The sequence below is a fragment of the Ochrobactrum sp. AP1BH01-1 genome (assembly GCF_018066705.1).
Lineage (GTDB): Bacteria > Pseudomonadota > Alphaproteobacteria > Rhizobiales > Rhizobiaceae > Brucella.
This window is the reverse complement of the sequence record NZ_JAGPOU010000002.1, coordinates 487,304-511,314: the sequence shown is the minus strand read 5'-3', so window position 1 is coordinate 511,314 and position 24,011 is coordinate 487,304. Positions and strand designations below refer to the sequence as shown.

Genomic DNA, 24,011 nt, shown 5'->3' with positions numbered 1-24,011 from the left:
TCTCATGACGACAGAGCGCTTTTTCCTCGGAATAAAACAATCCGCAACCGGGCAGAAATGGGTGGACCGGCTTGGCCTGCGTGAGGCCAACACGGCCCTCGCCATTGCGCAGCATCACGGCATTACCGATCTCGTCGCCCGCGTGCTGGCCGGGCGAGGCGTGTCCGTGGAAGGCGCGCCGGAGTTTGTTGATCCGACTTTGCGCAATCTCATGCCCGATCCGGCGACGCTCACAGATATGGAGAATGCGGCAGGCCGCATTGCCGATGCCATTCTGCGCCGCGAGACCGTGGCCATCTTCGGCGATTATGATGTCGATGGGGCCTGTTCTTCCGCTTTAATGGCGCGTTTTCTCAAGCATTACGGCATTCAGCACTCCATCTATATCCCCGACCGGATTTTCGAAGGCTACGGCCCTAACCCCGATGCCATGCGCGATCTGGTCGCCAAGGGCGCAACCCTGATCGTCACTGTGGATTGCGGCACCAACAGCGCGCCTTCCATTACGGCAGCGAAGCAGGCCGGGGCCGATGTGGTCGTGCTCGATCACCACCAGGTTGGCGGCGACCTGCCGGAAGATGCGGTTGCTATCGTCAATCCGAACCGCGAAGACGATATTTCGCAGCAGGGGCATCTCTGCGCGGCGGGCGTGGTCTTTCTGACGCTGGTGCAGGTGGCCAAAATCTTGCGGGAGCGCGGCAAAGGGCCGGGCCCCGATCTGCTTTCCCTGCTCGATCTGGTGGCGCTTGCTACGGTTTGCGACGTGGTGCCACTGACTGGCGTTAATCGGGCTTTCGTCGTCAAAGGACTGGTCGTTGCGCGCTCGCAGAGCAATGTCGGTCTCGCGGCACTGGGACGCGTGGCGCGCATCGGCGAGCCGCTCAATGTCTTCCATCTTGGATATCTCATCGGGCCCCGCATCAATGCGGGCGGACGCATCGGCGACGCGGGACTTGGCGCACGGCTGCTGACGCTGGATGATCCCGCAATGGCGGATCGCATCGCTGTTGAGCTTGACCGGCTCAATCAGGAGCGGCAGGCCATGGAAGCGGAAATGCTCATGGAGGCCGAGGCGGAGGCTTCGCTGGAAATTTCCGGTGGTGCGGGCGCATCGGTGATTGTGACGGCAAGCGACCGCTGGCATCCCGGCATCGTCGGGCTGCTCGCTTCACGGTTGAAAGAAAAAGCGCGGCGACCGGCCTTTGCCATTGCCTTCAACGCCAATGGGGTTGGTTCGGGCTCCGGTCGTTCGATCATGGGGCTCGATCTGGGCAAGCTGGTGCGCGGCGCGATGGAACGCGGGCTGCTCGTCAAGGGCGGCGGCCATGCCATGGCCGCCGGCATCACCATTGAGCGCGGCAATCTGGGCGCTCTGCGTGCCTATCTTGAAGAGGAATCGGCGCACATCGTCTCGCGCCTGCGCGAAAACCAGAGCCTTTCCATCGATGGCGCGCTGGCCGCGTCGGGCGCCACGGTATCGCTCTATGAAGCCTTGCAGAAGGCCGGGCCATATGGCTCGGCGCATCCGCAGCCCATATTGGCGCTGCCGCATCACATACTGGCCGATGTACGCGGCGTCGGGCGCGATCATGTGCGCGTTGCGTTGCGCGGCGCGGACGGAAAGCGCGTCAATGCCATAGCCTTCCGGGCTGCGGAAGGCGATCTTGGGCGGTTCCTGTTCAACAATATCGGCCAGAGCGTGCATGTTGCAGGCAATCTGTCGCTAAACCACTGGAATGGCTCGGTCACTCCTCAGATACAGCTTCTGGACGCGGCTTTGCCCGTTTAAAGTTTCCTGGGCCCGTCTGAAATTTCAGGATTTTTTGTATTCACGCTCTTGTGAGGGGCGGGGGCCAATTCCCATATGAGCACTGATTTAAACATTCAGACATGACTCTAAATGGGAGAAGCCGATGCCGGGTTCCGGAAACCGCCTGACCAAACTGACAGCTGCAATGGTGTTGGGGCTGATTGCCTCCTTTGCTGCAGTCGATTTCGCCGAGGCTCGCCGCGCGGGCGGTGGCGGTTTCGGCAGTCGTGGCGCGCGCACCTATTCTGCGCCGGCGCCGACGCGGACCGCGCCTAACAATGCGGCGCCCATCGAACGTTCCATGACGCCGAACACCGGCGCGACACAGACCACCCGCCCCGCGGCAGGCGCGACGCAGAATGCGGCGCAGGCAACGCGTTCCGGCGGCATGTTCGGCAATTTCGGCCGTTCCATGCTGGGCGGTCTTCTCGTCGGCGGTCTGATCGGCATGTTGCTCGGTAACGGGCTTGGCGGTCTTGCCGGCATGTTCGGCCTGATCCTGCAGGTCGCTGTTATCGCGCTCATTGCCATGTTCGTCATGCGCATGTTCGCAAACCGCCGTCAGCCGGCAGCGGCGGGTGCGGGTAATGCAGGCGCGCAGCCCTTCGGCGCGGCAAAGAGTTCGGCTCCGCAAGCTGGTCCCCTGGCAGGTTTCGGTGGCCGCACGCCGTCGGTCAACCCGTTTGAAACCAAGCAGGAAGCCGCTCCCGCCGCTTCGGCGGTTGAAGACGAACCGATGGATGTCGGTCAGGAAGATCTGGATCGTTTCGAGCAGATGCTTTCCGAGATCCAGACCGCTTATGGCCGTGAGGATTATGCAGCGCTGCGCAAGCTCACAACCCCGGAAGCCATGTCCTATCTGGCTGAAGAGCTGGGCGAAATCGCTTCCAGCGGCATGCGCAACGAAGTGAAGGACGTGAAGCTGTTGCAGGGCGATGTGTCGGAGGCCTGGCGCGAAGGCGATGCCGAATACGCAACCGTCGCGATCCGCTATTCCGCAATCGACGTGATGCTGGATCGCAATACCGGCGCTGTCGTCGAAGGCAATCCCAACGAGCCGGTGGAAAGCGTCGAGCTCTGGACATTTATCCGCAAGGATGGCGGCGAATGGCAGCTTGCAGCCATTCAGGGAACGGAATAACCGCTCGGAATTAAGAAAAGCCCGGTCTCGCGACCGGGCTTTTTGTTTTGCGCATGTCTCTGTTACCAGGTGCCGATGTTTTCGGCGGAGGCCCATGGTTCCTGCGGGGGGAGGCGTTCGCCCTTCTGGATCAGTTCGATGGAAATGCCATCGGGCGACTTGATGAAGGCCATATGGCCGTCGCGCGGCGGACGGTTGATGGTGACGCCCTGGTCCTGCAGCTTCTGGCAGGTGGCATAGATGTCATCGACCATATAGGCCAGATGGCCGAAATTGCGTCCGCCCGTATAGGTTTCCGGGTCCCAGTTGTAGGTCAGTTCCAGTTCCGGCGCACGCTCCGCCTTTGCTCGGTCCGTATCGGAAGGCGCGGCGAGAAAGATCAGCGTGAAGCGGCCTTTCTCATTTTCGGTGCGGCGGATTTCTTCAAGGCCGAGTTTGTTTACATAAAAATCGAGAGATTCATCGATGTCGCGAATTCGGACCATCGTGTGCAGATAGCGCATAATCTTATCCTCGGCTGTTTCGTTCGTGACTGCTGAAGTTCGGAAAACGTATGGAAAACCGTTTGGTTCGCCCAAGACATCGAATCCAATGGCTGGAGCCGAAGGTCAAGCCATTGCGGACTGATCGGCGTTCAAAAATTTTGAGCACCGGACGGCCCCGGAAATGTGCTGCGAACATCATTGTCAAATTGACGGTCGGCCATATTTGAGGTGATGGGCCGGTTTCGAGAGCTGCCGGGCATGAAAAGTAACCATGAAGTTGTGAAGTCTGTGGTCTTCATGGGGACGGACATAAGTTTGGACTTGCCGCCTCCGGTTAAGGAAGTGTTATTCTTTGGACAAGAATCAGGTCGGAATCGCAATGGAAGAACAGAGGAGGGGCGAACGCATGGCGGACAAGTCTGTGTCAAATGACCAGTTTCGCAGCCAGCACGCCTCGGAAGAGCTGGGCGATATCATCGAAGTTTCGGGCCATATCAAATGGTTCGACGTGGCCAAGGGCTACGGCTTCATTGTTCCGGACCAGCCGGGCCTTAATGATATTCTTCTCCATGTGACTTCACTGCGTCGCGATGGCTTCCAGACCGCTCTGGAAGGGGCGCGCATCGTCTGCGAAGTCCGCCAGGGCGAACGTGGCCTGCAATGTTTCCGCGTGCTGTCGATGGATACGTCTACTGCCGTTCATCCGGCGCAGATGCCGCCGCAGCGTACCCATGTCACCGTCACGCCGTCGAGCGGGCTTGAGCGCGTGATCGTCAAGTGGTTCAACCGCACCAAGGGTTTCGGCTTCCTGACGCGTGGCGAAGGCACGGAAGACATCTTCATCCATATGGAAACGTTGCGTCGTTTCGGCATGATGGAACTGCGTCCCGGTCAAGTCGTGCTCATTCGCTTCGGTGAGGGCGACAAGGGCTTGATGGCCGCTGAAATCCATCCGGATATCGGAACCGCGATCCCGGTTTCTCATTAGGGCGGTCCGGTTAATACGAGACCGTCGAACCGCTCTATCTCTTTGTTTCATCGAATTATCCGACGCAAAAACGTTTCGCACTTTTGCTGGAAATGATCGAGAACGCGCCTATTCAAAGCGCGCCTGTTTCACCCGATCATTGTAACAAGCAGGTGAGGGCGCGGCGCGGATCCTCACGCGGTCTTGTGGTGATCCCATCCCGTTGATAGGTTCCCGCCTGGTTTCTTTCTTTGAATAGGCAGGTCATGGGCCGCATTTTTCTCGCTTTTGCATTTGTTTTTCTCGCATTCGCCGCTCAGGCTGATGAAGCGCAACCGATGAGGCTGCCGGTCGACAAGGAGCCGCTGACATTCGTCACCGCCAGTGGCAACAAGTTGAATTTTGCGCTTGAAGTCGCGGATACGGACGAGGCCCGCGTTCGCGGCCTGATGTGGCGCACGGATTTTCCCAAAGACCGGGCGATGATCTTCGTGTTTGGCGAGATGCGCCGCGTCATGATGTGGATGCAGAATACGCCGTCACCCCTCGATATGGTCTTCCTGGATGACAAAGGGCGGGTATCGGCCATTCACGAAAATGCGGTGCCTTTCTCCGAAAATATCATTTCATCCGAAGGTCCGGCGGCGTATGTCGTGGAACTGCTGGCCGGCACGGTCAAACGAACCGGCATAAAGCCTGGCGACAAGGCCATCCACCGCGTGATTTGCGGCGCTTGCCGGTCCTGATCGCCGTCAGGTTTTCAACTAAAACGGAACCGCTCTCCTAACTGGTTTTACGCATTTCCTGACGCCAAACCGCTTTGCACCTTTGGCTCGGAAATGCTCTAAGAGGAATAAACAAGTGAGTGCCTTCGATATCGAATATTTCGAACATGACGGCCTGCGTCTGGCATACCGTCAGGACGGGGAAGGCGATCCTGTCCTGCTCATTCACGGCTTCGCATCGTCAAGTCTCGTCAACTGGGTTTCCCCCGGCTGGTTCCGCACCCTGACCGAAGCAGGATATCGCGTGATTGCAATCGACAATCGCGGGCACGGGCTTTCGGCCAAGCCCCATGATGCGGACGAATACACGCCGACCAAGATGGCGGCGGATGCGGCAGCACTGCTCGATCACCTCGGCATCGAAAAGGCGCATGTCATGGGCTACTCCATGGGCGCGCGCATCACTGCATTTCTGGCGATTGAACACGCCGAACGTGTTCATAGCGCCATCTTCGGTGGTCTTGGCATCGGTATGGTGACCGGCGCGGGTGACTGGGAGCCTATTGGCGAGGCATTGCTTGCCGATGACCCGGCGACGATCACGCATCCGCGCGGTCAGATGTTCCGCAAGTTTGCCGACCAGACCAAGAGTGACCGCATCGCCCTTGCGGCCTGCGTGATCACCTCCAAGGAGCTTGTTCCGGCTGCCGCGATTGCGCGCATCATGCAGCCTGTTCTGGTGGCTGTCGGAACGACCGACGATATTGCCGGCAGCGCGCAGGAACTGGCCGATCTTCTGCCAAATGGACGGGCCGTTGATATTCCGGGCCGCGACCATATGCTGGCGGTCGGCGACAAGGTCTACAAGCAGGCAGTATTGGAGTTTTTGCAAGAAAACCCGCTTTGACGGGCGTTTGATCTATAGCAAAGTGCGCACCTTGCAGCCGCGTCAAATTCGGCGGTGTCAAGGCAAGGCATTTTAAGTTATGCTGCGCGCCGAACTCGTATTGCGGTGCGGGGGTTGAGCGAAAGTACGGCTTTCGTTTCCCTCGCGCGGTGCAAAACTGGAGTATGCATATGTCCGTTCGCACATCAGCGAAAGTGGCCCCAAGTCTGGGGCAGGTCGATCCTATCTGGCATTCCATCCGCGCCGAAGCGGAGGAAGCGGCCAAGAACGATCCCGTTTTGGGTACGTTCCTTTATGCGACGATCCTCAATCAGCCGAGCCTTGAGGATGCGGTCACGCATCGCATTTCCGAGCGTCTCGGCCATGCCGACCTGAGCGCCGACATTCTGCGCCAGACCTTCGATGCGATGCTGGATGCCAATCCGGAATGGTCGCAGATCGTGCGCGTCGATATTCAAGCGGTTTATGATCGCGATCCGGCCTATAACCGCTTCATGGACCCGGTCCTTTACCTGAAGGGTTTCCATGCGATCCAGACCCACCGTCTGGCGCATTGGCTCTACCATGAAGGCCGCAAGGATTTCGCCTATTACCTGCAAAGCCGTTCATCCTCGATATTCCAGACGGATATTCACCCGGCCGCGCGACTCGGCAGCGGCTTGTTCCTCGACCATGCGACCGGCCTCGTCGTGGGCGAAACTGCGCTGATCGAAGACAATGTTTCGATCCTCCATGGCGTCACGCTCGGTGGCACGGGCAAGTCGAGCGGCGACCGCCATCCGAAAATCCGCCATGGCGTGCTGATCGGAGCGGGTGCGAAAATCCTCGGCAATATCGAAGTCGGCCATTGCTCGAAGATCGCAGCCGGTTCGGTGGTTTTGAAGCCTGTGCCGAACAATGTCACGGTTGCCGGCGTTCCTGCCCGCATCATGGGCGACACAGGCTGCGCAGAGCCTTCCCGTGTCATGGACCAGATGCTGGGCGACGGAATCTAGATCCATTTCCATCACTGAGACCGACCGATGCCAGGAAATCGGGCCGCTTGCTGGTTTTCTCCCGCACGCGGCCTATATTGTGGTGCAAGCGGCGATTAGCTGGCTACGCCCTTGGGATAGTCGATGTCAGGGGTTTACATAAGAAAATGCCGGGTGCAATAAACCGGCTCAATTCAATATCAGGAGAAGCCGGTTGAAACCCGAAGAACTCAAAAAACTGGACGCCTATTTCAAACGGACCTTCAACAATCCCGGCCTGCAGGTCAAGGCACGCCCGCGCAAGAACGATTCCGCCGAGCTTTATCTTGAAGACGAATTCCTGGGCCTGATCTACAAGGATGAGGACGAAGGCGAACTCTCCTACAATTTCTCGATGGCCATTCTCGACGTCGATCTTTGATCGGCTGCGGCAATCGCGTCGCTCGGGAGGCTGACGCACGCGGGAATGTTTTTGACGCCCTTTCCACCGGAGAGGGCGTTTTGCTATAAGAGAGGCGCTCCAAGTTTCAGCAACTGGTCGGCAAAAGATCAGTCAATCTTCCCGGTGTCGTTTCCCAGAAGATGCGCGTTCGCGAAATCGATGACCGCCTTGTCGAGTGACTTCCAGTCGCCCAGCATGGAGCGGGGAAATCGATAGAGTATCTGCAAATCGCGTCCGAACTGGACGTCGCGTTCGCATGAATTGAAGCTTTCCGCCGTGCTGTCGGCAAGGCAGCGCGCGACAAATTCCGGCTTGCCGCTGCTTGGATCGGATAGCACCAGTTCCTCGCCCTTGTAGCCGCTGTCTTCCAGAAACCGATGTACCGTGAGGTTTCCGGGCGCCGTTTCCCCCTCGCGCTCTATCAACTCGGCATAGATCGGCAGGTAACGCCCGCTCATATCGCGGGACATGGTGCGCTGTTCGATGGACATGAAAATGAGGTGCCGCTTCGGAGTAAGAAGGTTGAAGATGGCGCGGTCGCGTTCCGTATAGCCGGTAAGCCCCGGCCAGCGCGCATAAAGATCGAGGCGCGCCGTCACCCCATCGCGCCGCTGGTTGGAGAAGCGAATCATATTGGCCGGAACCGACAGGACATTGTTGCCGATGATGATTTCGTAAGTCTGAGTGCTGTCGGAATGTCCGCCCCGGGCAATCAGCGGACCAAGCAGACGTCCGCCGATATTCACCGCGACCGAAAGCAGGACCAGCGCAACGGCGGCCAACAGCAACCAGCCGAAGAGGCGGTTTCCCATTTTCGAGGGGGTGTAATCGGGTGCCGTTTCCATTTGGCCAGAATATCTGTCCTCTATGGTTAACAGAGCGTGAAACCGTGCTTGTCTGGCGGCCTGAAACGGCTTAGCGATTCAATATCGAGTTTGCTGATGGAGGAAAGCACATGCCGATCTTTGCTTATAACGGTCACAAGCCGCAATTCGCGGACCGCAGCAGCAACTGGATCGCGCCGGATGCGACCCTGATCGGCAAGATCGTCGTCGGCGAAAATGCCGGTTTCTGGTTCGGCGCCGTTCTGCGCGGCGATAATGAGCCGATCACCATCGGCGACGACACCAATGTTCAGGAGCATACCATCATGCACACCGATATCGGCTTTCCGCTGACGGTGGGGAAGGGGTGCACGATCGGGCATCGGGCCATTCTTCATGGTTGCACCGTGGGTGAGAACACATTGATCGGCATGGGCGCCATCGTTCTCAACGGGGCGAAGATCGGAAAGAACTGCCTGATCGGGGCGGGCGCGCTTGTGACCGAGGGCAAGGAAATACCGGATAATTCGCTGGTCGTTGGTTCGCCTGCAAGGGTTCTGCGGGAACTGGACGCTGCGGCGGTCGAAAAGCTGAAGGCTTCCGCAGAGCATTATGTCGAGAAGGCCCGGTCCTTCATGCGGGGCCTTGAGCCCGCCTGAAAGGAAAAAGGACGGGGCCAGAGGGAGACTGGCATTCCGTCCTTGTTCTATTGGGAAAATTAGTTCTTGATGCTGCCGACGAGGAGTTCGCGGTCGCTCTTGATCGAGACCCAGCTGCCGGTGTTCGTGGTCGACTGGCGCTTGAGATAGGTGTAGTCGGTCTTGTTCCAGGCGAGAACGCGGGTATCGAGATTGTCGAGAATGAAGTCGCCGCGGTCGGTGCGAACAGTCAGAACCGCATGGCCTTCACCATTCGGCTGGCGGACCACCGTGAAAAGCAGGGTGTTTGCCGGGATGCCGAGCGCCATCAGCTCGCGACGCTTCAGAAGCATATAGTCGTCGCAATCACCGACCGTTGTCGGATATTCCCAATATTCCTCGCGGCCCCAGGCTTCCATGTCGGTCATCGGCGCGATCTTTTCGTTGACGCTCGCATTGACCGTGATGATCTGCTTCCAGATTTCCGGGGTCAGCTTCAGCATGTTGCTGTTGCGGCTGGTGATATTGCATTCGGACCTGTAGCGGTCGCAAAACTCATAATGGCCGATCGGCTGCGAGGTGCGTTCGCCGGTCGTCATCCATGGTGAGTTGGAGGCAGGGCTTGCGGCATCCGCCAGTCCGATTCCAAGCAGCATCAGGATGGCTGCGATGATGGTTTGCTTCGTCATTCTTTTGTCTCCCTGTTGGGGACAAAGATGACTTAGACAATTTGAAGGCAGGCAAATTTGGGCGCGAAAATGCGAGTCAAATTCGATTAAAAGTGCAAATAACGCTGAAACTTTTTGTCAACGAACGGACAAATTCAGGGCAAATCGGGCTGTATTTGTGGCTTTTTTGTGATTCCGGCCTTTTGGCGGTTTGCCATTCCGTAACCTTGACGCGCGTTCATCTTTTCGGGCTGAAGTTTCACCCGAAAAGATTGTCCAGTGTCGTGCTGGTCTGGATGGTGGCAAATTCGATTGCGAAACCATCCTGGAAATGACGGACGACCGTTCCCCGGATAGGCCCGAGCATGATGCTGCTTTTGATCGGGGGCCTGAATTCGCTTTCGATTGCCGCACCGGACAGGGAAAGGTCGGCAATGCGGCACAGCCTTTGCGTGCCGTCGGCAAAAGTGATGTTCTGGCGATTCTTGTGCGGCACGACGCGTTCGTGACGGCGGTCTTCCGGCAGGGCAAGTTCATGCTTGTTGGCAAGCCAGGTCAGCTGTGCCGAAAGCTTGTCTTTCTTCTGTTCGGAGGTTGCCAGGAGAATATGAAAGCCTTCGGATGTGACCTCGTGGGCAATTCCTTCGATCCGTCCGACATGGTCGACATAGGCGATGATGCGCTCGCCGTTGCGAGGTGTCGCAATGCCGCTCATCAGGGCGGTGCCCGGCGACATACGCTTGATAATACAGGGGAACTCGCTGCGATCTTCCAGCATGTAGCGACCGTTGAGATCGACATTCACGGCGTTGAAGTTTTCCTGCCGCACATTGCCGGCAGTGGGTGCCGCAGCAAATCTGTTCATGAATGCCGATCCATTCCGAATTTCATCCCTTACTGCCGCGCACATTACAACACGGGCCGATAAAGAGAAATCGCGATTTCACCCCGCGTCAGGCTTTGCCGCCCTTGATGACGCGTAATTTCGGCGCTGCATGCGGCTCCGTCAGGCGAATATTTGTCCATTGCCGGCCTGTTCCGGGTGCGTTCACGGTTACGGCTGCCGATTGCCGCACGTCGCCCGCGAGAATCAGATCGGGCGCTACCGGCTCGATGGAATTCAAATGGCCGAGTACGATTGGATCGGCTCCGACCCATGTCACCGAATCAAGTACGGCAATGCTGCCGAGAAAGCTGACCTGTCCGTCCTGCGCTTCAAGCGGTGCGAGAAACATTTCCAGATCAAGGCTGCGTCCAGACATGCTTATTCCCACATGAGAGACCAGAGCAGGGATTTCCAGCGCGCTGACATTTTGCGACGTTTCGCGAAGGGCGGCACGGTCGCGTTCGGACCAGAGCGAGAGGAACCGCGTATTCTTCAATTCGCGTCCGAAAAGGGTGCAGATGCGCGTTCCAGCTAGACGGAACGACAGATCGCCGCGCTGTTCAGCTTCGAGGAAGAAGAGATCGGACAGATGACGCCCGAGTTTGCGCGGCTCGATCCGTTCGCGCGTCGGCGCACGAAAGGTGCCGCGTTCCGTGCGGGCCAGTCGCTGCCATTCGCTGAAAATCGCGATCGTACTGCGGTGTTTCATCATGCGCCGTTGGTTCGTCCGTTGCACACGCGGAGGCCGGCTCCGCTGGTGGACGCATTAAAATAGTATTAACGGGGAGGATGCCAGTTTAACCCTTTGTTCATCCACCGGGGTCGTCCATTAAGGTTAACAATAGGTAATGGTTGCACTGCCCTAGAAGACGCGCTTTGATAAGCCATCAGACGAAGCCTTTGACTTGGTTGGCGTTTTTCTGAGCTCCAGATTTAACTTCGCGAGAGACTTCTGTTCGCGTTAAGGCCGACCGGGAACGTCCGTCGGCCTTTATTTTTAACAAATTCTGCCCTATCTAGAGGCTTCCGCTTGGTGCAAACGGCTGATTTGGCCCTTGGCGTCGTGTTAGAGCGGTTCCAGTTAGAAACAGAATCGCGGAATCGCTCTATCTCTTTGTTTTTACGCATTATCCTACGCAAAACCGCGTCGCACTTTTGCTGGAAATGCTTCAGATTGGAAAGCAGCAGTTCATGAGCGTTCCCCAGCCGGAAATGAACGGCAGTAACCGCCGGTCGGGCGGTAGCGAACCGATCTTCAATATCCCCGGCGTCGTTCTAGCGCTCATTGGCCTGTGCGTTGCGGTGTATGTCTACCAGAATTACCTCATCAGCGAGCAGCAGAACTATGAGTTCATGCTGAACTTCGCGCTCATTCCGGCGCGTTTCTCGCTGGCAGGCGGTTTTAGCGACCCGTCCGCGCTTTTCACGCTCATCAGCTATTCCTTCATGCATGGAGGCATGGCGCACATAGTGGTCAACATGATCTGGCTTGCAGCCTTTGGGTCTCCGCTCGCAGGCCGCATCGGTACGGGGCGGATGGTCCTTTTCTGGATATTCACCTCGGTAATCGCCGGCTTGACCCATTATGCGATCTATCCGGACAGCGTTTCACCGCTTGTAGGCGCTTCGGGAGCGATTTCAGGCATGATGGGAGCTGCGGCGCGCTATGGTTTCCGGCGCATCGGCCACGGACGCAGATCGGAATTTGCAGGCCCCGTACTTCCGGTCGGGCTGACCCTGACGCTGAAGCCTGTCCTGACCTTTGTCGGCGTCTGGTTCCTGATCAATATCGTTACCGGCCTTTATTCGACTGGCGGTGCCGATCTTTCCAGCATTGCCTGGGAAGCGCATATAGGCGGCTTCATCGCCGGGTTCTTCGGTATTTCCCTGATGGACCGCCCGCGCAGCTATGATGCCGTGCTGAGACGCTAGGATCTGGTTTCCCCATTTGATGCCACTTGCCAATCGGACGTTGGAAGAGCACCATCATGGAACGTGGTGGGAGGAGCTGCGTTCTGCTTCATATGGCGTTGAAACGCCCGGAGCAGCGAGTGCTAAACCTTGGAGGGACTTTGGCATGACCGTAAGATCGATTCTCGAGACAAAGGGCAGGGATGTGGTGGTTATCGCACCTGCTGACACGCTTTCCCACGCAGTCGCCATGTTGAACAAACACAAGATTGGTGCGCTGGTGGTGTGTGACGAGGCCGGTCGAATCAAGGGCATTCTGTCTGAGCGTGATGTGGTGCGCGCTGTCGCTGCGCAGGAAACCAAGGCCATGAGCATGCCGGTCGCAGAAGTCATGACGGCCAAGGTGCAGGTCTGCCGCGAACACCACACGATCAATCAGGTGATGGAGATCATGACGCGGAGCCGATTCCGCCATATGCCGGTGGAAGAAGGCGGCAAGCTCGTGGGAATCATTTCAATCGGTGACGTCGTGAAGCGGCGCATCGAAGATGTCGAACGCGAGGCGGAAGATATTCGCACCTACATCGCTACAGCATAGATACGCTTCTATCTCCCGGCGGGAAACCAGCCGGGAGTGGCGCGCATGGCCGAATCAACGTGAGCGGAGATACCGTTCCGCGGCGTAAAGCGAGATCGCAGCCGCGTTTGAAACATTGAGCGACTTGATTTCGCCCGGCATGTCGAGGCGGGCCAAGGCAGTGACGGTTTCACGCGTCTTTTGACGTAGACCTTTGCCTTCCGCGCCAAGAACCAGAGCGATTCGTCCGCCGGACAAGGTGGCTTCCATCTCCAGCGGCCCTTCCGAATCAAGCCCGATCGTCTGGAAACCCAGGCTGTGGAGTTCTTCAATCGCTTCGGCCAGATTGCGCACCTCGATATGAGAGATCATTTCGAGCGCACCGGAGGCGGCTTTGGCCAGGACGCCGGTTTCCTGCGGGCTGTGGCGGCTTGTCGTAATCAGCGCGCCGGCCCCGAAGGCGACGGCTGAACGCATGATGGCGCCAACATTGTGCGGATCAGTGACCTGATCGAGCACCAGCAGCAGCGGACTGTCCTTCAGTTCGGACAGTTTTCTGGCGCGCAGCGGTTCCGCCTCGATCATGACGCCCTGATGGACCGCTTCCGAACCGGTTTCCTTGTCGATATTGCGCGGGTCAACGATTTCGACCGGGAAGGGGAGAGATTCGGCTTCTCCGATCTCCAGCCGTGCGAAGCCGTTTCGTGTCGCCAGCATACGTAATATCCGGCGTTCCGGGTTTTCCACGGCAGCACGAACCGTATGCAGTCCATAAAGGCGAACGGTTCCCTCGGTCACGGCGCTTGCCGTAATGGAAGGGCGCTGCGGTTTGCGCGGTGATTTGCCTTCCGCTCCAGCCTTCTGGTCGCGATGCTGGCGGCGCAGGCGCGCATAATGAGAATCTTTTGGTGTGCGGGGTGAATTTTGATCGGTCATGGCGTGCTTATAGCTCTTTAGCCGTACAGAAGATAGCGGCCAGCCCCGCAAATGCTATCAGGCTGTTCTGATTACAGAATAATTTGCAAAGCCCGTCAAACCGGAGCTTTTCTGCCGCCGGAACCGACAGGAAAAGGGGATGTTTTCACGCGGTTGTGGACAGACAAGCATTCTTTTCGCTTTTACCCTGTTGACAGGGGATAAGCTTATCGTCATAAGGCCCCTCGCGGATCGACGGCTGGCCCAACAGTCAGCCAGAAGCCCCGCGGAAATGCCTAGTCGCTCGACTCTGCTGATAGTGATATCTGGAGGGATGCCCGAGTGGTTAAAGGGGACGGACTGTAAATCCGTTGGCTATGCCTACGTTGGTTCAAATCCAACTCCCTCCACCACTGTCGGATCAGAGTTAAGAGTGCGCGGGTATAGCTCAATGGTAGAGCAGCAGCCTTCCAAGCTGAATACGCGGGTTCGATTCCCGCTACCCGCTCCAAATTTTTCCGAGCGGTTTGGCGTGTAAGGAATCATCGACGGGCGGTTCGCCGTTCCGTTTTGGCATAAATGCTGGCCCGGAAGCCAAGAGGCTTTTGTGCTGGCGCTTGAGCGGTTCTAGAACAAAGAGAACAACGGCGATGGCAAAGAGCAAATTCGAACGTACGAAGCCCCACGTTAACATCGGCACGATTGGTCACGTTGACCATGGCAAGACGTCGCTGACTGCAGCGATCACCAAGTTCTTTGGTGAGTTCAAGGCGTATGACCAGATCGACGCGGCTCCTGAAGAGCGCGCCCGCGGCATCACGATCTCGACGGCACACGTCGAGTACGAAACCGCAAACCGTCACTACGCACACGTCGACTGCCCCGGCCACGCCGACTATGTGAAGAACATGATCACCGGCGCTGCCCAGATGGACGGCGCGATCCTGGTGGTTTCGGCCGCTGACGGCCCGATGCCGCAGACCCGCGAGCACATCCTGCTCGCCCGTCAGGTTGGCGTTCCGGCAATCGTGGTGTTCCTCAACAAGTGCGACCAGGTTGACGACGCAGAACTGCTCGAACTGGTTGAACTGGAAGTTCGCGAACTTCTGTCGAAGTACGAATTCCCCGGCGACGAAATCCCGATCATCAAGGGCTCGGCTCTTGCTGCTCTGGAAGACAGCTCGAAGGAACTGGGCGAAGACGCTGTTCGTTCGCTGATGGCTGCTGTTGACGACTACATTCCGACCCCGGAACGTCCGATCGACCAGCCGTTCCTGATGCCGATCGAAGACGTGTTCTCGATCTCGGGCCGCGGTACGGTTGTGACGGGTCGCGTTGAGCGCGGTATCGTCAAGGTTGGTGAAGAAGTTGAAATCGTCGGCATCAAGGCGACGGCGAAGACGACGGTTACCGGCGTTGAAATGTTCCGCAAGCTGCTCGACCAGGGCCAGGCAGGCGACAACATCGGCGCTCTGATCCGCGGCGTTGGCCGTGAAGACGTTGAACGCGGCCAGGTTCTCTGCAAGCCGGGTTCGGTGAAGCCGCACACCAAGTTCAAGGCAGAAGCCTATATTCTGACCAAGGACGAAGGTGGCCGTCATACGCCGTTCTTCACGAACTACCGTCCGCAGTTCTACTTCCGCACGACGGACGTGACGGGTGTTGTCACGCTGCCGGCCGGCACGGAAATGGTCATGCCTGGCGATAACGTCGCCATGGACGTGCAGCTGATCGTGCCGATCGCCATGGAAGAGAAGCTCCGCTTCGCTATCCGTGAAGGCGGCCGCACCGTCGGTGCAGGCATCGTCTCCTCGATCATCGAGTAATGATTTCGACTGGCGGTTACGCCGCCAGTCTGGCATTGTAAATGCCGCATAGGGGTATAGCTCAGTTGGTAGAGCGACGGTCTCCAAAACCGTAGGTCGCGGGTTCGAACCCTGCTGCCCCTGCCATTTCATAACGGGCGCTCATGGCTTGACTATGGGCGCCCGTTTTCTATATGATAGCTTAGGCGGCAATCTATGCCGCCTTACCTTTTCGATGATGGCGCGGGCTTCGGCAGGGCGACATTGTCGAAAATGATATTTCCCTGCGGGAGTTGTTGGCCGGGCAGGGAAGGATCGCCGTTGCACGATTGGATGGTGCGCCGAGTGATATTCGCAAGGATCGGATCTCCGATAAGCCTGTATGGTATTCTTTTAACCTTTGGGCTTGTTTTTTTCGGGAATCGATTCTATGTAGCGTCAACAGACACGCGGCGCGTGGGGCTGAATTTTCAGCTTTGCGTGCCGTATACGCGTGACTTCAGGCTTTTGATTCGTTTTGACGAGCGAGGGTTTTGGGGGTAGCGCTGGATCAATGACAGAGCGGCAGATGGCATCCAAGACGAATCCGATCACCTTTTTTCAGCAGGTTCGCGCCGAAACGGCGAAGGTAACCTGGCCTACACGGCGTGAAACGGTCATCTCCACCATCATGGTGGTGATCATGGCGTTTCTGGCTGCTGCGTTCTTTTTTCTTGCCGACCAGCTTATGGCCTATGGCGTAGAATTTATTCTCGGCCTTGGTCGATAAGTTAGGATTGGGGAGTTTCTAGATGACGGCGCGCTGGTACATCGTTCACGCCTATTCCAATTTCGAAAAGAAGGTCGCCGAGGATATCGAAGCCAAGGCGAAGCAAAAGGGTCTGTCCGAGCTCATCGAGCAGATCGTCGTGCCGACCGAAAAGATCGTTGAAGTGCGCCGCGGCCGCAAGGTCGATGCAGAGCGCAAGTTCTTTCCGGGCTATGTGCTGGTACGCGCTACCCTTACCGATGCCGTATTCTCGCTGATCAAGAATACCCCGAAAGTCACTGGTTTCCTTGGCGATTCCAAGCCGGTTCCCGTGTCCCAGAAGGAAGTCGACCAGATTCTGAACCAGGTTCAGGACGGTGTCGAGCGTCCGAAGACTTCGGTATCCTTCGAGATCGGTGAAAACGTCCGCGTTTCCGACGGTCCGTTCGCTTCGTTCAACGGTATCGTTCAGGAAGTCGACGAAGAGCGTGCGCGTCTCAAGGTTGAGGTTTCCATCTTCGGGCGCGCAACGCCTGTGGATTTGGAATACGGTCAGGTCGACAAGCTCTGATCGTTTGCCCGTGAAGGGCGTTCATCCGGACCGGTTTCCGGTTTGGATGGAAGTGGTGGAAGGGAAGGCGGCTTAGCCGGCCGTCAATCTCCGGACCACCGAACTGCCCGCCAGTTGAACTGGCGTCAGTCGAGAGCCGGGTTTCCGGCATTAATCGAGAAAGCCGGATTTCCGGCAAACTATAAAGGCAGAAAGCAATGGCTAAGAAAGTTGCAGGCCAGCTGAAGCTCCAGGTAGCGGCAGGTGCGGCCAATCCGTCGCCCCCGATCGGTCCGGCCCTGGGTCAGCGCGGCATTAACATCATGGAATTCTGCAAGGCGTTCAACGCTGCCTCGCAGGACATGGAAAAGGGTTCTCCGATTCCGGTCGTGATCACCTATTACCAGGACAAGTCTTTCACTTTTGTGATGAAGACGCCTCCGGTGACCTACTTCCTCAAGAAGGCCGCTAACCTCAAGTCCGGTTCGAAGACCCCGGGCAAGGCAAGCGCCGGAACGATCACCCGCGACAAGGTTCGCACGATCGCTGAAGCGAAGATGAAGGATCTGAACGCCGCTGACGTTGAAGCAGCGATGCGCATGATCGAAGGTTCTGCCCGTTCGATGGGCCTGGAAGTGGTGGGCTGAGACGATGGCGAAGATTTCCAAGCGCATTAACAAGATCCGCGAAGGCGTCGATCGCAACAAGCTGTACGATCTGTCGGCTGCTATCGGCCTCGTCAAGGAACGTGCTGTCGCTAAGTTCGATGAAACCATCGAAATCGCGATGAACCTCGGCGTCGATCCGCGCCACGCCGACCAGATGGTCCGCGGCGTCGTCAACCTGCCGAACGGCACGGGCCGTACGGTTCGCGTTGCTGTTTTCGCTCGCGGCGATAAGGCTGAAGAAGCCAAGAAGGCCGGCGCCGACATCGTCGGTGCGGAAGAACTGTTCGAAATCGTCAATGGCGGCAAGATCGAATTCGATCGCTGCATTGCAACCCCGGACATGATGCCGCTCGTTGGCCGTCTCGGTAAGGTTCTCGGCCCGCGTGGCATGATGCCGAACCCGAAGGTTGGCACCGTCACCACCGACGTTGCGGCCGCTGTTGCTGCTTCCAAGGGCGGTGCAGTCGAATTCCGCGTCGAGAAGGCTGGTATCATCCATGCCGGTATCGGCAAGGTTTCCTTCGACAATGCGAAGCTCGAAGAAAACATCAAGGCTTTCGCTGACGCCGTCATCAAGGCGAAGCCGTCGGCTGCCAAGGGCGAATACGTCAAGCGCGTGTCGATTTCCTCGACCATGGGCGTTGGCGTCAAGGTCGACCCGGCAACCGTCAAGGTCGTCGCCTAAGTTTCAGGGCTCCGGTTCGCCGGGGCCCAAGCCTTTCCGATAGGGGAGGCATGGCTGCCAGCCAGTCCTCGATGCGAGGGCAAAAGGCAAGAATTCCGGATCGCAAGATCCGGATAGCCGGATGAAAATCCGGTTATCCTGTCCGAGATTGCAGGCGGATCATCATCTTCGGATGATTTTCCTTAAACGCAAAGCCTGCATGAGACGTGGAATAACCCTGTTTCGCACGAATGTGCATGCAAGGTTTGAACCGTAGTTGCCTTTGGGCGAAGCCTGCTTGCAGGCGGAGCTGAAGGGGACAGGATCCTCGAACGTCGGACTGACTGTGAAGTTCGTCCGGCAAAGGCAACCCGGCAGGGCATGTGTTGTCCTGTCAACTGGAGAGAGACAGTGGATAGAGCGGAAAAGCGCGAATTTGTCGCGTGGCTGAACGGCGCTTTCAAAGAGTCCGGTTCGGTCGTCGTGGCCCACTATACCGGTCTCACCGTTGCGCAGATGAGCGATCTTCGCTCGAAGATGCGTGATGCAGGTGGGTCCGTTAAAGTCGCGAAAAACCGCCTTGCCAAAATCGCTCTTCAGGGCACGGAATCGGAAGGTATTGCTGACCTGTTTACGGGTCAGACGGTCGTTGCTTATGCAAACGATCCGATCACCGCTCCGAAAGTAGCCGTCGAATTCGCCAAGGCTAACGACAAGCTCGTTATTCTCGGCGGTGCAATGGGCTCGACGACGCTGAACGCCGAAGGCGTGAAGTCGCTCGCATCGCTCCCATCGCTCGACGAACTGCGCGCAAAGCTGGTTGGTATGATTCAGACCCCGGCGCAGCGTCTTGCAGTACTTACCAGCGCTCCGGCGGGCCAGATCGCCCGCGTTATCGGCGCGCACGCCCGGAAGAACGAGGCGGCTTAAGGCCGTTTCTCGCTGTCAACAGTTCAAACCTTTATAATAGGAAGTACAAAAATGGCTGATCTCGCAAAGATCGTTGAAGACCTTTCGGCCCTGACCGTTCTGGAAGCCGCTGAGCTGTCCAAGCTTCTCGAAGAGAAGTGGGGCGTTTCGGCTGCTGCTCCGGTCGCTGTTGCTGCTGCTGGTGGCGCTGCCCCTGCTGCTGCTGCAGAAGAAAAGACCGAATTCGACGTCGTTCTCGCTGACGGCGGCGCTAACAAGATCAACGTGATCAAGGAAGTGCGCGCAATCACCGGTCTCGGCCTCAAGGAAGCCAAGGACCTGGTCGAAGGCGCTCCGAAGGCTGTCAAGGAAGGCGCTTCGAAGGACGAAGCTGAGAAGATCAAGGCACAGCTCGAAGCTGCTGGCGCCAAGGTCGAACTCAAGTAAGTTCGGACTATTCTGGCGGATGGTTTCCCATCCGCCAGTTCCCGCCGGACTTTCCCGGTGGGTCGGATGACTGGAACCCTTTTCCTGAGCGCCGGAACGGCTTTCAGGAAACGGGTTTTAGCCCGTTAGAAGGACCGCTGAAAGGCGGCGATGATAAAGGCCGCAAGGCGTGAGCAAGCCGCAAGGCTATAGAACGAGGAGCGACGATGGCTCAGACCCATTCTTTCAATGGTCGCAAGCGCGTACGCAAATTTTTCGGCAAGATCCCAGAGGTCGCCGAGATGCCGAACCTTATCGAGGTTCAGAAGGCATCTTACGACCAGTTCCTTATGGTTGAAGAACCATCCGGTGGGCGTCCTGACGAGGGTTTGCAGGCGGTTTTCAAGTCTGTTTTCCCAATTCAGGATTTCTCCGGCGCTTCAATGCTCGAATTCGTTCGCTACGAATTCGACGCACCAAAATTCGACGTTGACGAATGCCGTCAGCGCGATCTGACGTATTCGGCGCCACTCAAGGTGACGCTGCGTCTTATCGTGTTCGATATTGACGAAGATACCGGCGCGAAGTCGATCAAGGACATCAAGGAGCAGGATGTCTACATGGGCGATATGCCGCTCATGACCGACAACGGCACCTTCATCGTCAATGGCACCGAGCGCGTGATCGTTTCGCAGATGCACCGTTCGCCGGGCGTCTTCTTCGACCATGACAAGGGCAAGACCCATTCGTCGGGCAAGCTCCTGTTCGCGGCTCGCGTCATTCCTTATCGCGGTTCCTGGCTCGATATCGAATTCGATTCCAAGGACATCGTCTACGCGCGTATCGACCGTCGCCGCAAGCTGCCGGCCACGACGCTGCTCATGGCACTCGGCATGGACGGCGAAGACATTCTGTCGACGTTCTATAACACCGTCACCTATACGCGTGACGGCGACAACTGGCGCATCCCTTATTCGGCTGACCGCTTCAAGGGCATGAAGATCATTTCCGATCTTATCGATGCGGACACCGGTGAAGTCGTTCTCGAAGCGGGCAAGAAGCTGACCGCCCGTTCGGCCAAGCAGCTTGCTGAAAAGGGCCTCAAGGCCATCAAGGCGACTGAAGACGATCTGTTCGGTTCGTATCTTGCGGAAGACGTCGTCAATTACGCAACCGGTGAAATCTATCTCGAAGCCGGCGACGAAATCGACGAGAAGGTCCTCAAGACCCTGATCGATACTGGCGAAACGGAAATCAACGTTCTCGATATCGACCATGTCAATATCGGCGCGTATATCCGCAACACGCTGGCTGTCGACAAGAATGAAAGCCGTCAGGAAGCCCTGTTCGACATCTATCGCGTCATGCGTCCGGGCGAACCGCCTACGATGGATTCCGCCGAAGCGATGTTCAATTCGCTGTTCTTCGATGCTGAGCGTTACGACCTTTCGGCCGTCGGTCGCGTCAAGATGAACATGCGTCTTGATCTCGACGCGGAAGACACCGTGCGCGTTCTGCGCAAGGAAGACATCCTGGCCGTGGTCAAGATGCTGGTGGAACTGCGCGATGGCCGCGGCGAAATCGACGACATCGACAATCTCGGCAACCGCCGCGTGCGTTCGGTCGGCGAACTGATGGAAAATCAGTACCGCGTCGGTCTGCTTCGCATGGAGCGCGCGATCAAGGAACGTATGTCCTCGATCGAAATCGACACGGTCATGCCGCAGGACCTGATCAACGCGAAGCCGGCTGCCGCCGCCGTTCGCGAGTTCTTCGGTTCCTCGCAGCTGTCGCAGTTCATGGACCAGACCAACCCGCTTTCGGAAATCACCCACAAGCGCCGTCTTTCGGCTCTTGGACCGGGTGGTCTGACCCGCGAGCGAGCCGGCTTCGAAGTCCGCGACGTGCATCCGACCCATTATGGCCGTATCTGCCCGATTGAAACGCCGGAAGGCCCGAATATCGGTCTGATCAACTCGCTCGCCACCTTTGCCCGCGTCAACAAGTACGGCTTCATCGAAAGCCCGTACCGCAAGGTTGTCGACGGCAAGGTAACGAACGACGTTGTCTATCTGTCGGCCATGGAAGAAGCCAAGCACTCGGTTGCGCAGGCTAACGTTGAGCTGGACGAGCAGGGCGGTTTCGTTGACGAGTTCGTCATCTGCCGTCATGCAGGCGAAGTGATGATGGCGCCGCGTGAAAACGTGGACCTGATGGACGTTTCGCCGAAGCAGCTCGTTTCGGTTGCTGCGGCTCTGATCCCGTTCCTGGAAAACGACGACGCCAACCGCGCTCTCATGGGCTCGAACATGCAGCGTCAGGCTGTGCCGCTCGTTCGTGCTGAAGCGCCGTTCGTCGGCACCGGCATGGAACCAATCGTTGCCCGCGACTCCGGTGCAGCAATCGCCGCCCGCCGCGGCGGTGTGGTTGACCAGGTCGATGCGACCCGTATCGTTATCCGCGCCACGGAAGATCTCGATCCGTCCAAGTCGGGCGTCGATATCTATCGTCTGCAGAAGTTCCAGCGTTCGAACCAGTCGACCTGCATCAACCAGCGTCCGCTCGTTCGCGTCGGTGACCCGATCGGCAAGGGCGACATCATCGCTGATGGTCCGTCAACGGATCTGGGCGATCTGGCTCTCGGCCGCAACGTGCTCGTCGCGTTCATGCCGTGGAACGGCTACAACTACGAAGATTCGATCCTGCTTTCGGAAAAAATCGTTTCGGAAGACGTGTTCACCTCGATCCATATCGAGGAATTCGAAGTTGCGGCTCGCGACACCAAGCTTGGACCTGAGGAAATCACCCGCGATATTCCGAATGTTTCGGAAGAAGCGCTGAAGAACCTCGACGAAGCCGGTATCGTCTACATTGGTGCCGAAGTGCATCCTGGCGACATTCTTGTCGGCAAGATCACGCCGAAGGGCGAAAGCCCGATGACGCCGGAAGAAAAGCTTCTGCGCGCCATCTTCGGTGAAAAGGCATCCGACGTCCGTGACACCTCCATGCGCATGCCGCCCGGAACCTACGGTACGGTTGTGGAAGTTCGCGTTTTCAATCGCCACGGCGTTGAAAAGGACGAGCGCGCCATGGCTATCGAGCGCGAGGAAATCGAGCGTCTCGCCAAGGACCGTGACGACGAACAGGCCATTCTGGACCGCAACGTCTATGGCCGTCTCGCCGACATGATCGACGGCAAGGTCGCCGCTGCCGGCCCGAAGGGCTTCAAGAAGGGCACGACGATCACCCGCGATCTCATGACCGAGTATCCGCGGTCGCAATGGTGGCAGTTTGCCGTTGAAGACGAAAAGCTTCAGGGCGAGCTGGAAGCTCTGCGCAGCCAGTACGACGATTCCAAGAAGCTGCTCGAAGCACGCTTCATGGACAAGGTTGAAAAGGTACAGCGCGGCGACGAGATGCCTCCGGGCGTCATGAAGATGGTCAAGGTCTTTGTCGCTGTGAAGCGCAAGATCCAGCCGGGCGACAAGATGGCTGGCCGTCACGGCAACAAGGGTGTGGTTTCGCGCATTCTGCCGGTCGAGGACATGCCGTTCCTGGAAGACGGTACGCATGCCGACATCGTGTTGAACCCGCTTGGCGTTCCGAGCCGAATGAATGTGGGCCAGATTCTGGAAACCCACCTCGGCTGGGCATGCGCAGGCATGGGCAGGAAGATCGGTGAGCTCATCGACGTTTATCGCAAGACGGCCAATATCGAGCCGCTGCGCCAGACGCTGGAGCACATCTATCCGGACAACGACCGCAACGAACCGGTCCGGTCTTATGACGACGATTCCGTCCTCATGCTGGCCAACCAGGTGAAGCGCGGCGTGTCGATCGCAACGCCGGTCTTCGACGGTGCGGTTGAAGCCGACATCAACGCGATGCTGACGGATGCCGGACTTGCAACGTCTGGTCAGTCGACGCTTTACGATGGCCGTACGGGTGAGCCGTTCGACCGTCAGGTGACCATGGGCTACATCTATATGCTGAAGCTCCACCACCTGGTTGACGACAAGATCCACGCTCGTTCGATCGGACCTTACTCGCTCGTTACGCAGCAGCCTCTGGGCGGCAAGGCCCAGTTCGGCGGCCAGCGCTTCGGCGAAATGGAGGTCTGGGCACTGGAAGCATACGGTGCAGCCTACACGCTGCAGGAAATGCTCACCGTCAAGTCGGACGACGTTGCAGGCCGTACCAAGGTCTACGAAGCCATCGTGCGCGGAGACGACACGTTCGAGGCAGGCATTCCGGAGAGCTTCAACGTTCTCGTCAAGGAAATGCGCTCGCTCGGTCTCAATGTCGAACTCGACGACACGCGTGACGCTGAACAGCCGGCCCTGCCGGACGCGGCGGAATAAACTTCAAGGC

At 57.8% G+C, this 24,011-nt stretch carries 24 protein-coding genes and 3 tRNA genes; 21 read left to right on the top strand and 6 right to left on the bottom strand.

Going from position 1 to position 24,011, the window contains the following annotated elements; genetic code table 11:
* The first annotated feature begins 4 nt into the window (after nt 1–4).
* Nucleotides 5–1,789 carry a single-stranded-DNA-specific exonuclease RecJ gene (gene recJ, locus J9800_RS07870; RefSeq protein WP_114216635.1) on the top strand — a complete coding sequence of 595 codons (1,785 nt, stop codon included), beginning with the start codon at nt 5–7 and terminating at the stop codon, nt 1,787–1,789.
* 124 nt (nt 1,790–1,913) lie between these two features.
* The gene (locus J9800_RS07865; RefSeq protein WP_114216634.1) at nt 1,914–2,951 is read left to right on the top strand and encodes a Tim44 domain-containing protein; all 1,038 of its coding nucleotides are present in this window, start codon (nt 1,914–1,916) and stop codon (nt 2,949–2,951) included.
* Nucleotides 2,952–3,013: 62 nt separating this feature from the next.
* Here J9800_RS07865 and gloA read toward each other — a convergent pair whose 3' ends face one another.
* Entirely contained in the window at nt 3,014–3,454 is a 441-nt protein-coding gene (gene gloA / locus J9800_RS07860) for a lactoylglutathione lyase (protein ID WP_112592368.1), read from the bottom strand.
* 388 nt (nt 3,455–3,842) lie between these two features.
* Between gloA and J9800_RS07855 the strand changes: the two genes are divergently transcribed.
* The 5 genes from J9800_RS07855 (at nt 3,843) to J9800_RS07835 (ending at nt 7,430) form a co-directional block, all read left to right on the top strand.
* Nucleotides 3,843–4,424, top strand: coding sequence for a cold-shock protein (locus J9800_RS07855; protein WP_112592578.1), 582 nt, complete (start codon nt 3,843–3,845; stop codon nt 4,422–4,424).
* A gap of 245 nt (nt 4,425–4,669) precedes the next feature.
* Nucleotides 4,670–5,149, top strand: a complete 480-nt coding sequence (locus tag J9800_RS07850) for a DUF192 domain-containing protein (RefSeq protein ID WP_114216633.1) — start codon at nt 4,670–4,672, stop codon at nt 5,147–5,149.
* Between the two features lie 115 nt (nt 5,150–5,264).
* Nucleotides 5,265–6,035, top strand: a complete 771-nt coding sequence (locus J9800_RS07845) for an alpha/beta fold hydrolase (protein WP_114216632.1) — start codon at nt 5,265–5,267, stop codon at nt 6,033–6,035.
* Nucleotides 6,036–6,205: 170 nt separating this feature from the next.
* Nucleotides 6,206–7,030, top strand: a complete 825-nt coding sequence (gene cysE, locus J9800_RS07840) for a serine O-acetyltransferase (protein ID WP_114216631.1) — start codon at nt 6,206–6,208, stop codon at nt 7,028–7,030.
* A gap of 193 nt (nt 7,031–7,223) precedes the next feature.
* On the top strand, nt 7,224–7,430 hold the full coding sequence (locus J9800_RS07835) for a DUF3126 family protein (protein WP_006467055.1): 207 nt from the start codon (nt 7,224–7,226) through the stop codon (nt 7,428–7,430).
* A gap of 128 nt (nt 7,431–7,558) precedes the next feature.
* Here the strand turns inward: J9800_RS07835 and J9800_RS07830 are convergent, their stop codons facing one another.
* Nucleotides 7,559–8,296, bottom strand: coding sequence for a hypothetical protein (locus tag J9800_RS07830; RefSeq protein ID WP_114216630.1), 738 nt, complete (start codon nt 8,294–8,296; stop codon nt 7,559–7,561).
* A 110-nt stretch (nt 8,297–8,406) separates the two neighbouring features.
* Between J9800_RS07830 and J9800_RS07825 the strand changes: the two genes are divergently transcribed.
* Complete coding sequence (locus J9800_RS07825; protein WP_114216629.1) at nt 8,407–8,934, top strand: gamma carbonic anhydrase family protein; 528 nt, start codon at nt 8,407–8,409, stop codon at nt 8,932–8,934.
* A gap of 59 nt (nt 8,935–8,993) precedes the next feature.
* On the opposite strand, the gene J9800_RS07820 is transcribed toward J9800_RS07825, so the two are convergent.
* The 3 genes from J9800_RS07820 to J9800_RS07810 form a co-directional block, all read right to left on the bottom strand.
* Nucleotides 8,994–9,602, bottom strand: a complete 609-nt coding sequence (locus J9800_RS07820; RefSeq protein WP_114216628.1) for a transglutaminase-like cysteine peptidase — start codon at nt 9,600–9,602, stop codon at nt 8,994–8,996.
* A gap of 238 nt (nt 9,603–9,840) precedes the next feature.
* The gene (locus J9800_RS07815; protein WP_112592357.1) at nt 9,841–10,446 is read right to left on the bottom strand and encodes a PilZ domain-containing protein; all 606 of its coding nucleotides are present in this window, start codon (nt 10,444–10,446) and stop codon (nt 9,841–9,843) included.
* A gap of 88 nt (nt 10,447–10,534) precedes the next feature.
* Complete coding sequence (locus J9800_RS07810) at nt 10,535–11,176, bottom strand: PAS domain-containing protein (protein ID WP_286167628.1); 642 nt, start codon at nt 11,174–11,176, stop codon at nt 10,535–10,537.
* A 482-nt stretch (nt 11,177–11,658) separates the two neighbouring features.
* Between J9800_RS07810 and J9800_RS07805 the strand changes: the two genes are divergently transcribed.
* Together J9800_RS07805 and J9800_RS07800 are read left to right on the top strand one after the other, a co-directional pair.
* The gene (locus tag J9800_RS07805) at nt 11,659–12,399 is read left to right on the top strand and encodes a rhomboid family intramembrane serine protease (protein WP_114216626.1); all 741 of its coding nucleotides are present in this window, start codon (nt 11,659–11,661) and stop codon (nt 12,397–12,399) included.
* A 145-nt stretch (nt 12,400–12,544) separates the two neighbouring features.
* Nucleotides 12,545–12,976, top strand: coding sequence for a CBS domain-containing protein (locus tag J9800_RS07800; RefSeq protein WP_112592353.1), 432 nt, complete (start codon nt 12,545–12,547; stop codon nt 12,974–12,976).
* 54 nt (nt 12,977–13,030) lie between these two features.
* Here the strand turns inward: J9800_RS07800 and rlmB are convergent, their stop codons facing one another.
* Nucleotides 13,031–13,891 carry a 23S rRNA (guanosine(2251)-2'-O)-methyltransferase RlmB gene (gene rlmB / locus J9800_RS07795; protein ID WP_114216625.1) on the bottom strand — a complete coding sequence of 287 codons (861 nt, stop codon included), beginning with the start codon at nt 13,889–13,891 and terminating at the stop codon, nt 13,031–13,033.
* Nucleotides 13,892–14,198: 307 nt separating this feature from the next.
* Here rlmB and J9800_RS07790 point away from each other — a divergent pair.
* From J9800_RS07790 to rpoB, 11 genes are all read left to right on the top strand, one after another.
* Nucleotides 14,199–14,283 (top strand) — tRNA-Tyr (locus J9800_RS07790).
* Nucleotides 14,284–14,307: 24 nt separating this feature from the next.
* A tRNA-Gly gene (locus J9800_RS07785) sits at nt 14,308–14,381 on the top strand.
* A gap of 139 nt (nt 14,382–14,520) precedes the next feature.
* Nucleotides 14,521–15,696, top strand: coding sequence for an elongation factor Tu (tuf, locus tag J9800_RS07780; RefSeq protein ID WP_006467031.1), 1,176 nt, complete (start codon nt 14,521–14,523; stop codon nt 15,694–15,696).
* A gap of 50 nt (nt 15,697–15,746) precedes the next feature.
* Nucleotides 15,747–15,822 (top strand) — tRNA-Trp (locus tag J9800_RS07775).
* Between the two features lie 421 nt (nt 15,823–16,243).
* Nucleotides 16,244–16,444, top strand: a complete 201-nt coding sequence (gene secE / locus J9800_RS07770) for a preprotein translocase subunit SecE (protein ID WP_002964376.1) — start codon at nt 16,244–16,246, stop codon at nt 16,442–16,444.
* A 22-nt stretch (nt 16,445–16,466) separates the two neighbouring features.
* A complete protein-coding gene (nusG, locus tag J9800_RS07765) occupies nt 16,467–16,994 on the top strand; it encodes a transcription termination/antitermination protein NusG (RefSeq protein WP_006467043.1) in 528 nt (175 codons plus the stop codon).
* 197 nt (nt 16,995–17,191) lie between these two features.
* Entirely contained in the window at nt 17,192–17,620 is a 429-nt protein-coding gene (gene rplK, locus J9800_RS07760; RefSeq protein WP_112592840.1) for a 50S ribosomal protein L11, read from the top strand.
* Between the two features lie 4 nt (nt 17,621–17,624).
* Nucleotides 17,625–18,326 (top strand): 50S ribosomal protein L1, encoded by a 702-nt coding sequence (gene rplA / locus J9800_RS07755; protein ID WP_006467041.1) that lies wholly within the window; start codon nt 17,625–17,627, stop codon nt 18,324–18,326.
* A 390-nt stretch (nt 18,327–18,716) separates the two neighbouring features.
* Nucleotides 18,717–19,235, top strand: a complete 519-nt coding sequence (gene rplJ / locus J9800_RS07750; RefSeq protein WP_112592842.1) for a 50S ribosomal protein L10 — start codon at nt 18,717–18,719, stop codon at nt 19,233–19,235.
* 51 nt (nt 19,236–19,286) lie between these two features.
* The gene (rplL, locus tag J9800_RS07745) at nt 19,287–19,661 is read left to right on the top strand and encodes a 50S ribosomal protein L7/L12 (RefSeq protein ID WP_006467038.1); all 375 of its coding nucleotides are present in this window, start codon (nt 19,287–19,289) and stop codon (nt 19,659–19,661) included.
* Nucleotides 19,662–19,867: 206 nt separating this feature from the next.
* Nucleotides 19,868–24,001 (top strand): DNA-directed RNA polymerase subunit beta, encoded by a 4,134-nt coding sequence (gene rpoB / locus J9800_RS07740; RefSeq protein ID WP_112592843.1) that lies wholly within the window; start codon nt 19,868–19,870, stop codon nt 23,999–24,001.
* Nucleotides 24,002–24,011: the final 10 nt, after the last annotated feature.

Bases quoted from the DNA above. Each gene is read 5' to 3' on its own strand.
- J9800_RS07855 (WP_112592578.1), top strand. From the start codon at position 3,843: ATGGCGGACAAGTCTGTGTCAAATGACCAGTTTCGCAGCCAGCACGCC.
- rlmB (WP_114216625.1), bottom strand. From the start codon at position 13,891: ATGACCGATCAAAATTCACCCCGCACACCAAAAGATTCTCATTATGCG.
- recJ (WP_114216635.1), top strand. From the start codon at position 5: ATGACGACAGAGCGCTTTTTCCTCGGAATAAAACAATCCGCAACCGGG.
- J9800_RS07815 (WP_112592357.1), bottom strand. From the start codon at position 10,446: ATGAACAGATTTGCTGCGGCACCCACTGCCGGCAATGTGCGGCAGGAA.
- gloA (WP_112592368.1), bottom strand. From the start codon at position 3,454: ATGCGCTATCTGCACACGATGGTCCGAATTCGCGACATCGATGAATCT.
- J9800_RS07865 (WP_114216634.1), top strand. From the start codon at position 1,914: ATGCCGGGTTCCGGAAACCGCCTGACCAAACTGACAGCTGCAATGGTG.
- rplL (WP_006467038.1), top strand. From the start codon at position 19,287: ATGGCTGATCTCGCAAAGATCGTTGAAGACCTTTCGGCCCTGACCGTT.
- J9800_RS07850 (WP_114216633.1), top strand. From the start codon at position 4,670: ATGGGCCGCATTTTTCTCGCTTTTGCATTTGTTTTTCTCGCATTCGCC.
- tuf (WP_006467031.1), top strand. From the start codon at position 14,521: ATGGCAAAGAGCAAATTCGAACGTACGAAGCCCCACGTTAACATCGGC.
- secE (WP_002964376.1), top strand. From the start codon at position 16,244: ATGGCATCCAAGACGAATCCGATCACCTTTTTTCAGCAGGTTCGCGCC.
- J9800_RS07830 (WP_114216630.1), bottom strand. From the start codon at position 8,296: ATGGAAACGGCACCCGATTACACCCCCTCGAAAATGGGAAACCGCCTC.
- J9800_RS07810 (WP_286167628.1), bottom strand. From the start codon at position 11,176: ATGAAACACCGCAGTACGATCGCGATTTTCAGCGAATGGCAGCGACTG.
- rplA (WP_006467041.1), top strand. From the start codon at position 17,625: ATGGCGAAGATTTCCAAGCGCATTAACAAGATCCGCGAAGGCGTCGAT.
- J9800_RS07805 (WP_114216626.1), top strand. From the start codon at position 11,659: ATGAGCGTTCCCCAGCCGGAAATGAACGGCAGTAACCGCCGGTCGGGC.
- nusG (WP_006467043.1), top strand. From the start codon at position 16,467: ATGACGGCGCGCTGGTACATCGTTCACGCCTATTCCAATTTCGAAAAG.
- J9800_RS07800 (WP_112592353.1), top strand. From the start codon at position 12,545: ATGACCGTAAGATCGATTCTCGAGACAAAGGGCAGGGATGTGGTGGTT.
- rpoB (WP_112592843.1), top strand. From the start codon at position 19,868: ATGGCTCAGACCCATTCTTTCAATGGTCGCAAGCGCGTACGCAAATTT.
- J9800_RS07825 (WP_114216629.1), top strand. From the start codon at position 8,407: ATGCCGATCTTTGCTTATAACGGTCACAAGCCGCAATTCGCGGACCGC.
- cysE (WP_114216631.1), top strand. From the start codon at position 6,206: ATGTCCGTTCGCACATCAGCGAAAGTGGCCCCAAGTCTGGGGCAGGTC.
- J9800_RS07820 (WP_114216628.1), bottom strand. From the start codon at position 9,602: ATGACGAAGCAAACCATCATCGCAGCCATCCTGATGCTGCTTGGAATC.
- rplK (WP_112592840.1), top strand. From the start codon at position 17,192: ATGGCTAAGAAAGTTGCAGGCCAGCTGAAGCTCCAGGTAGCGGCAGGT.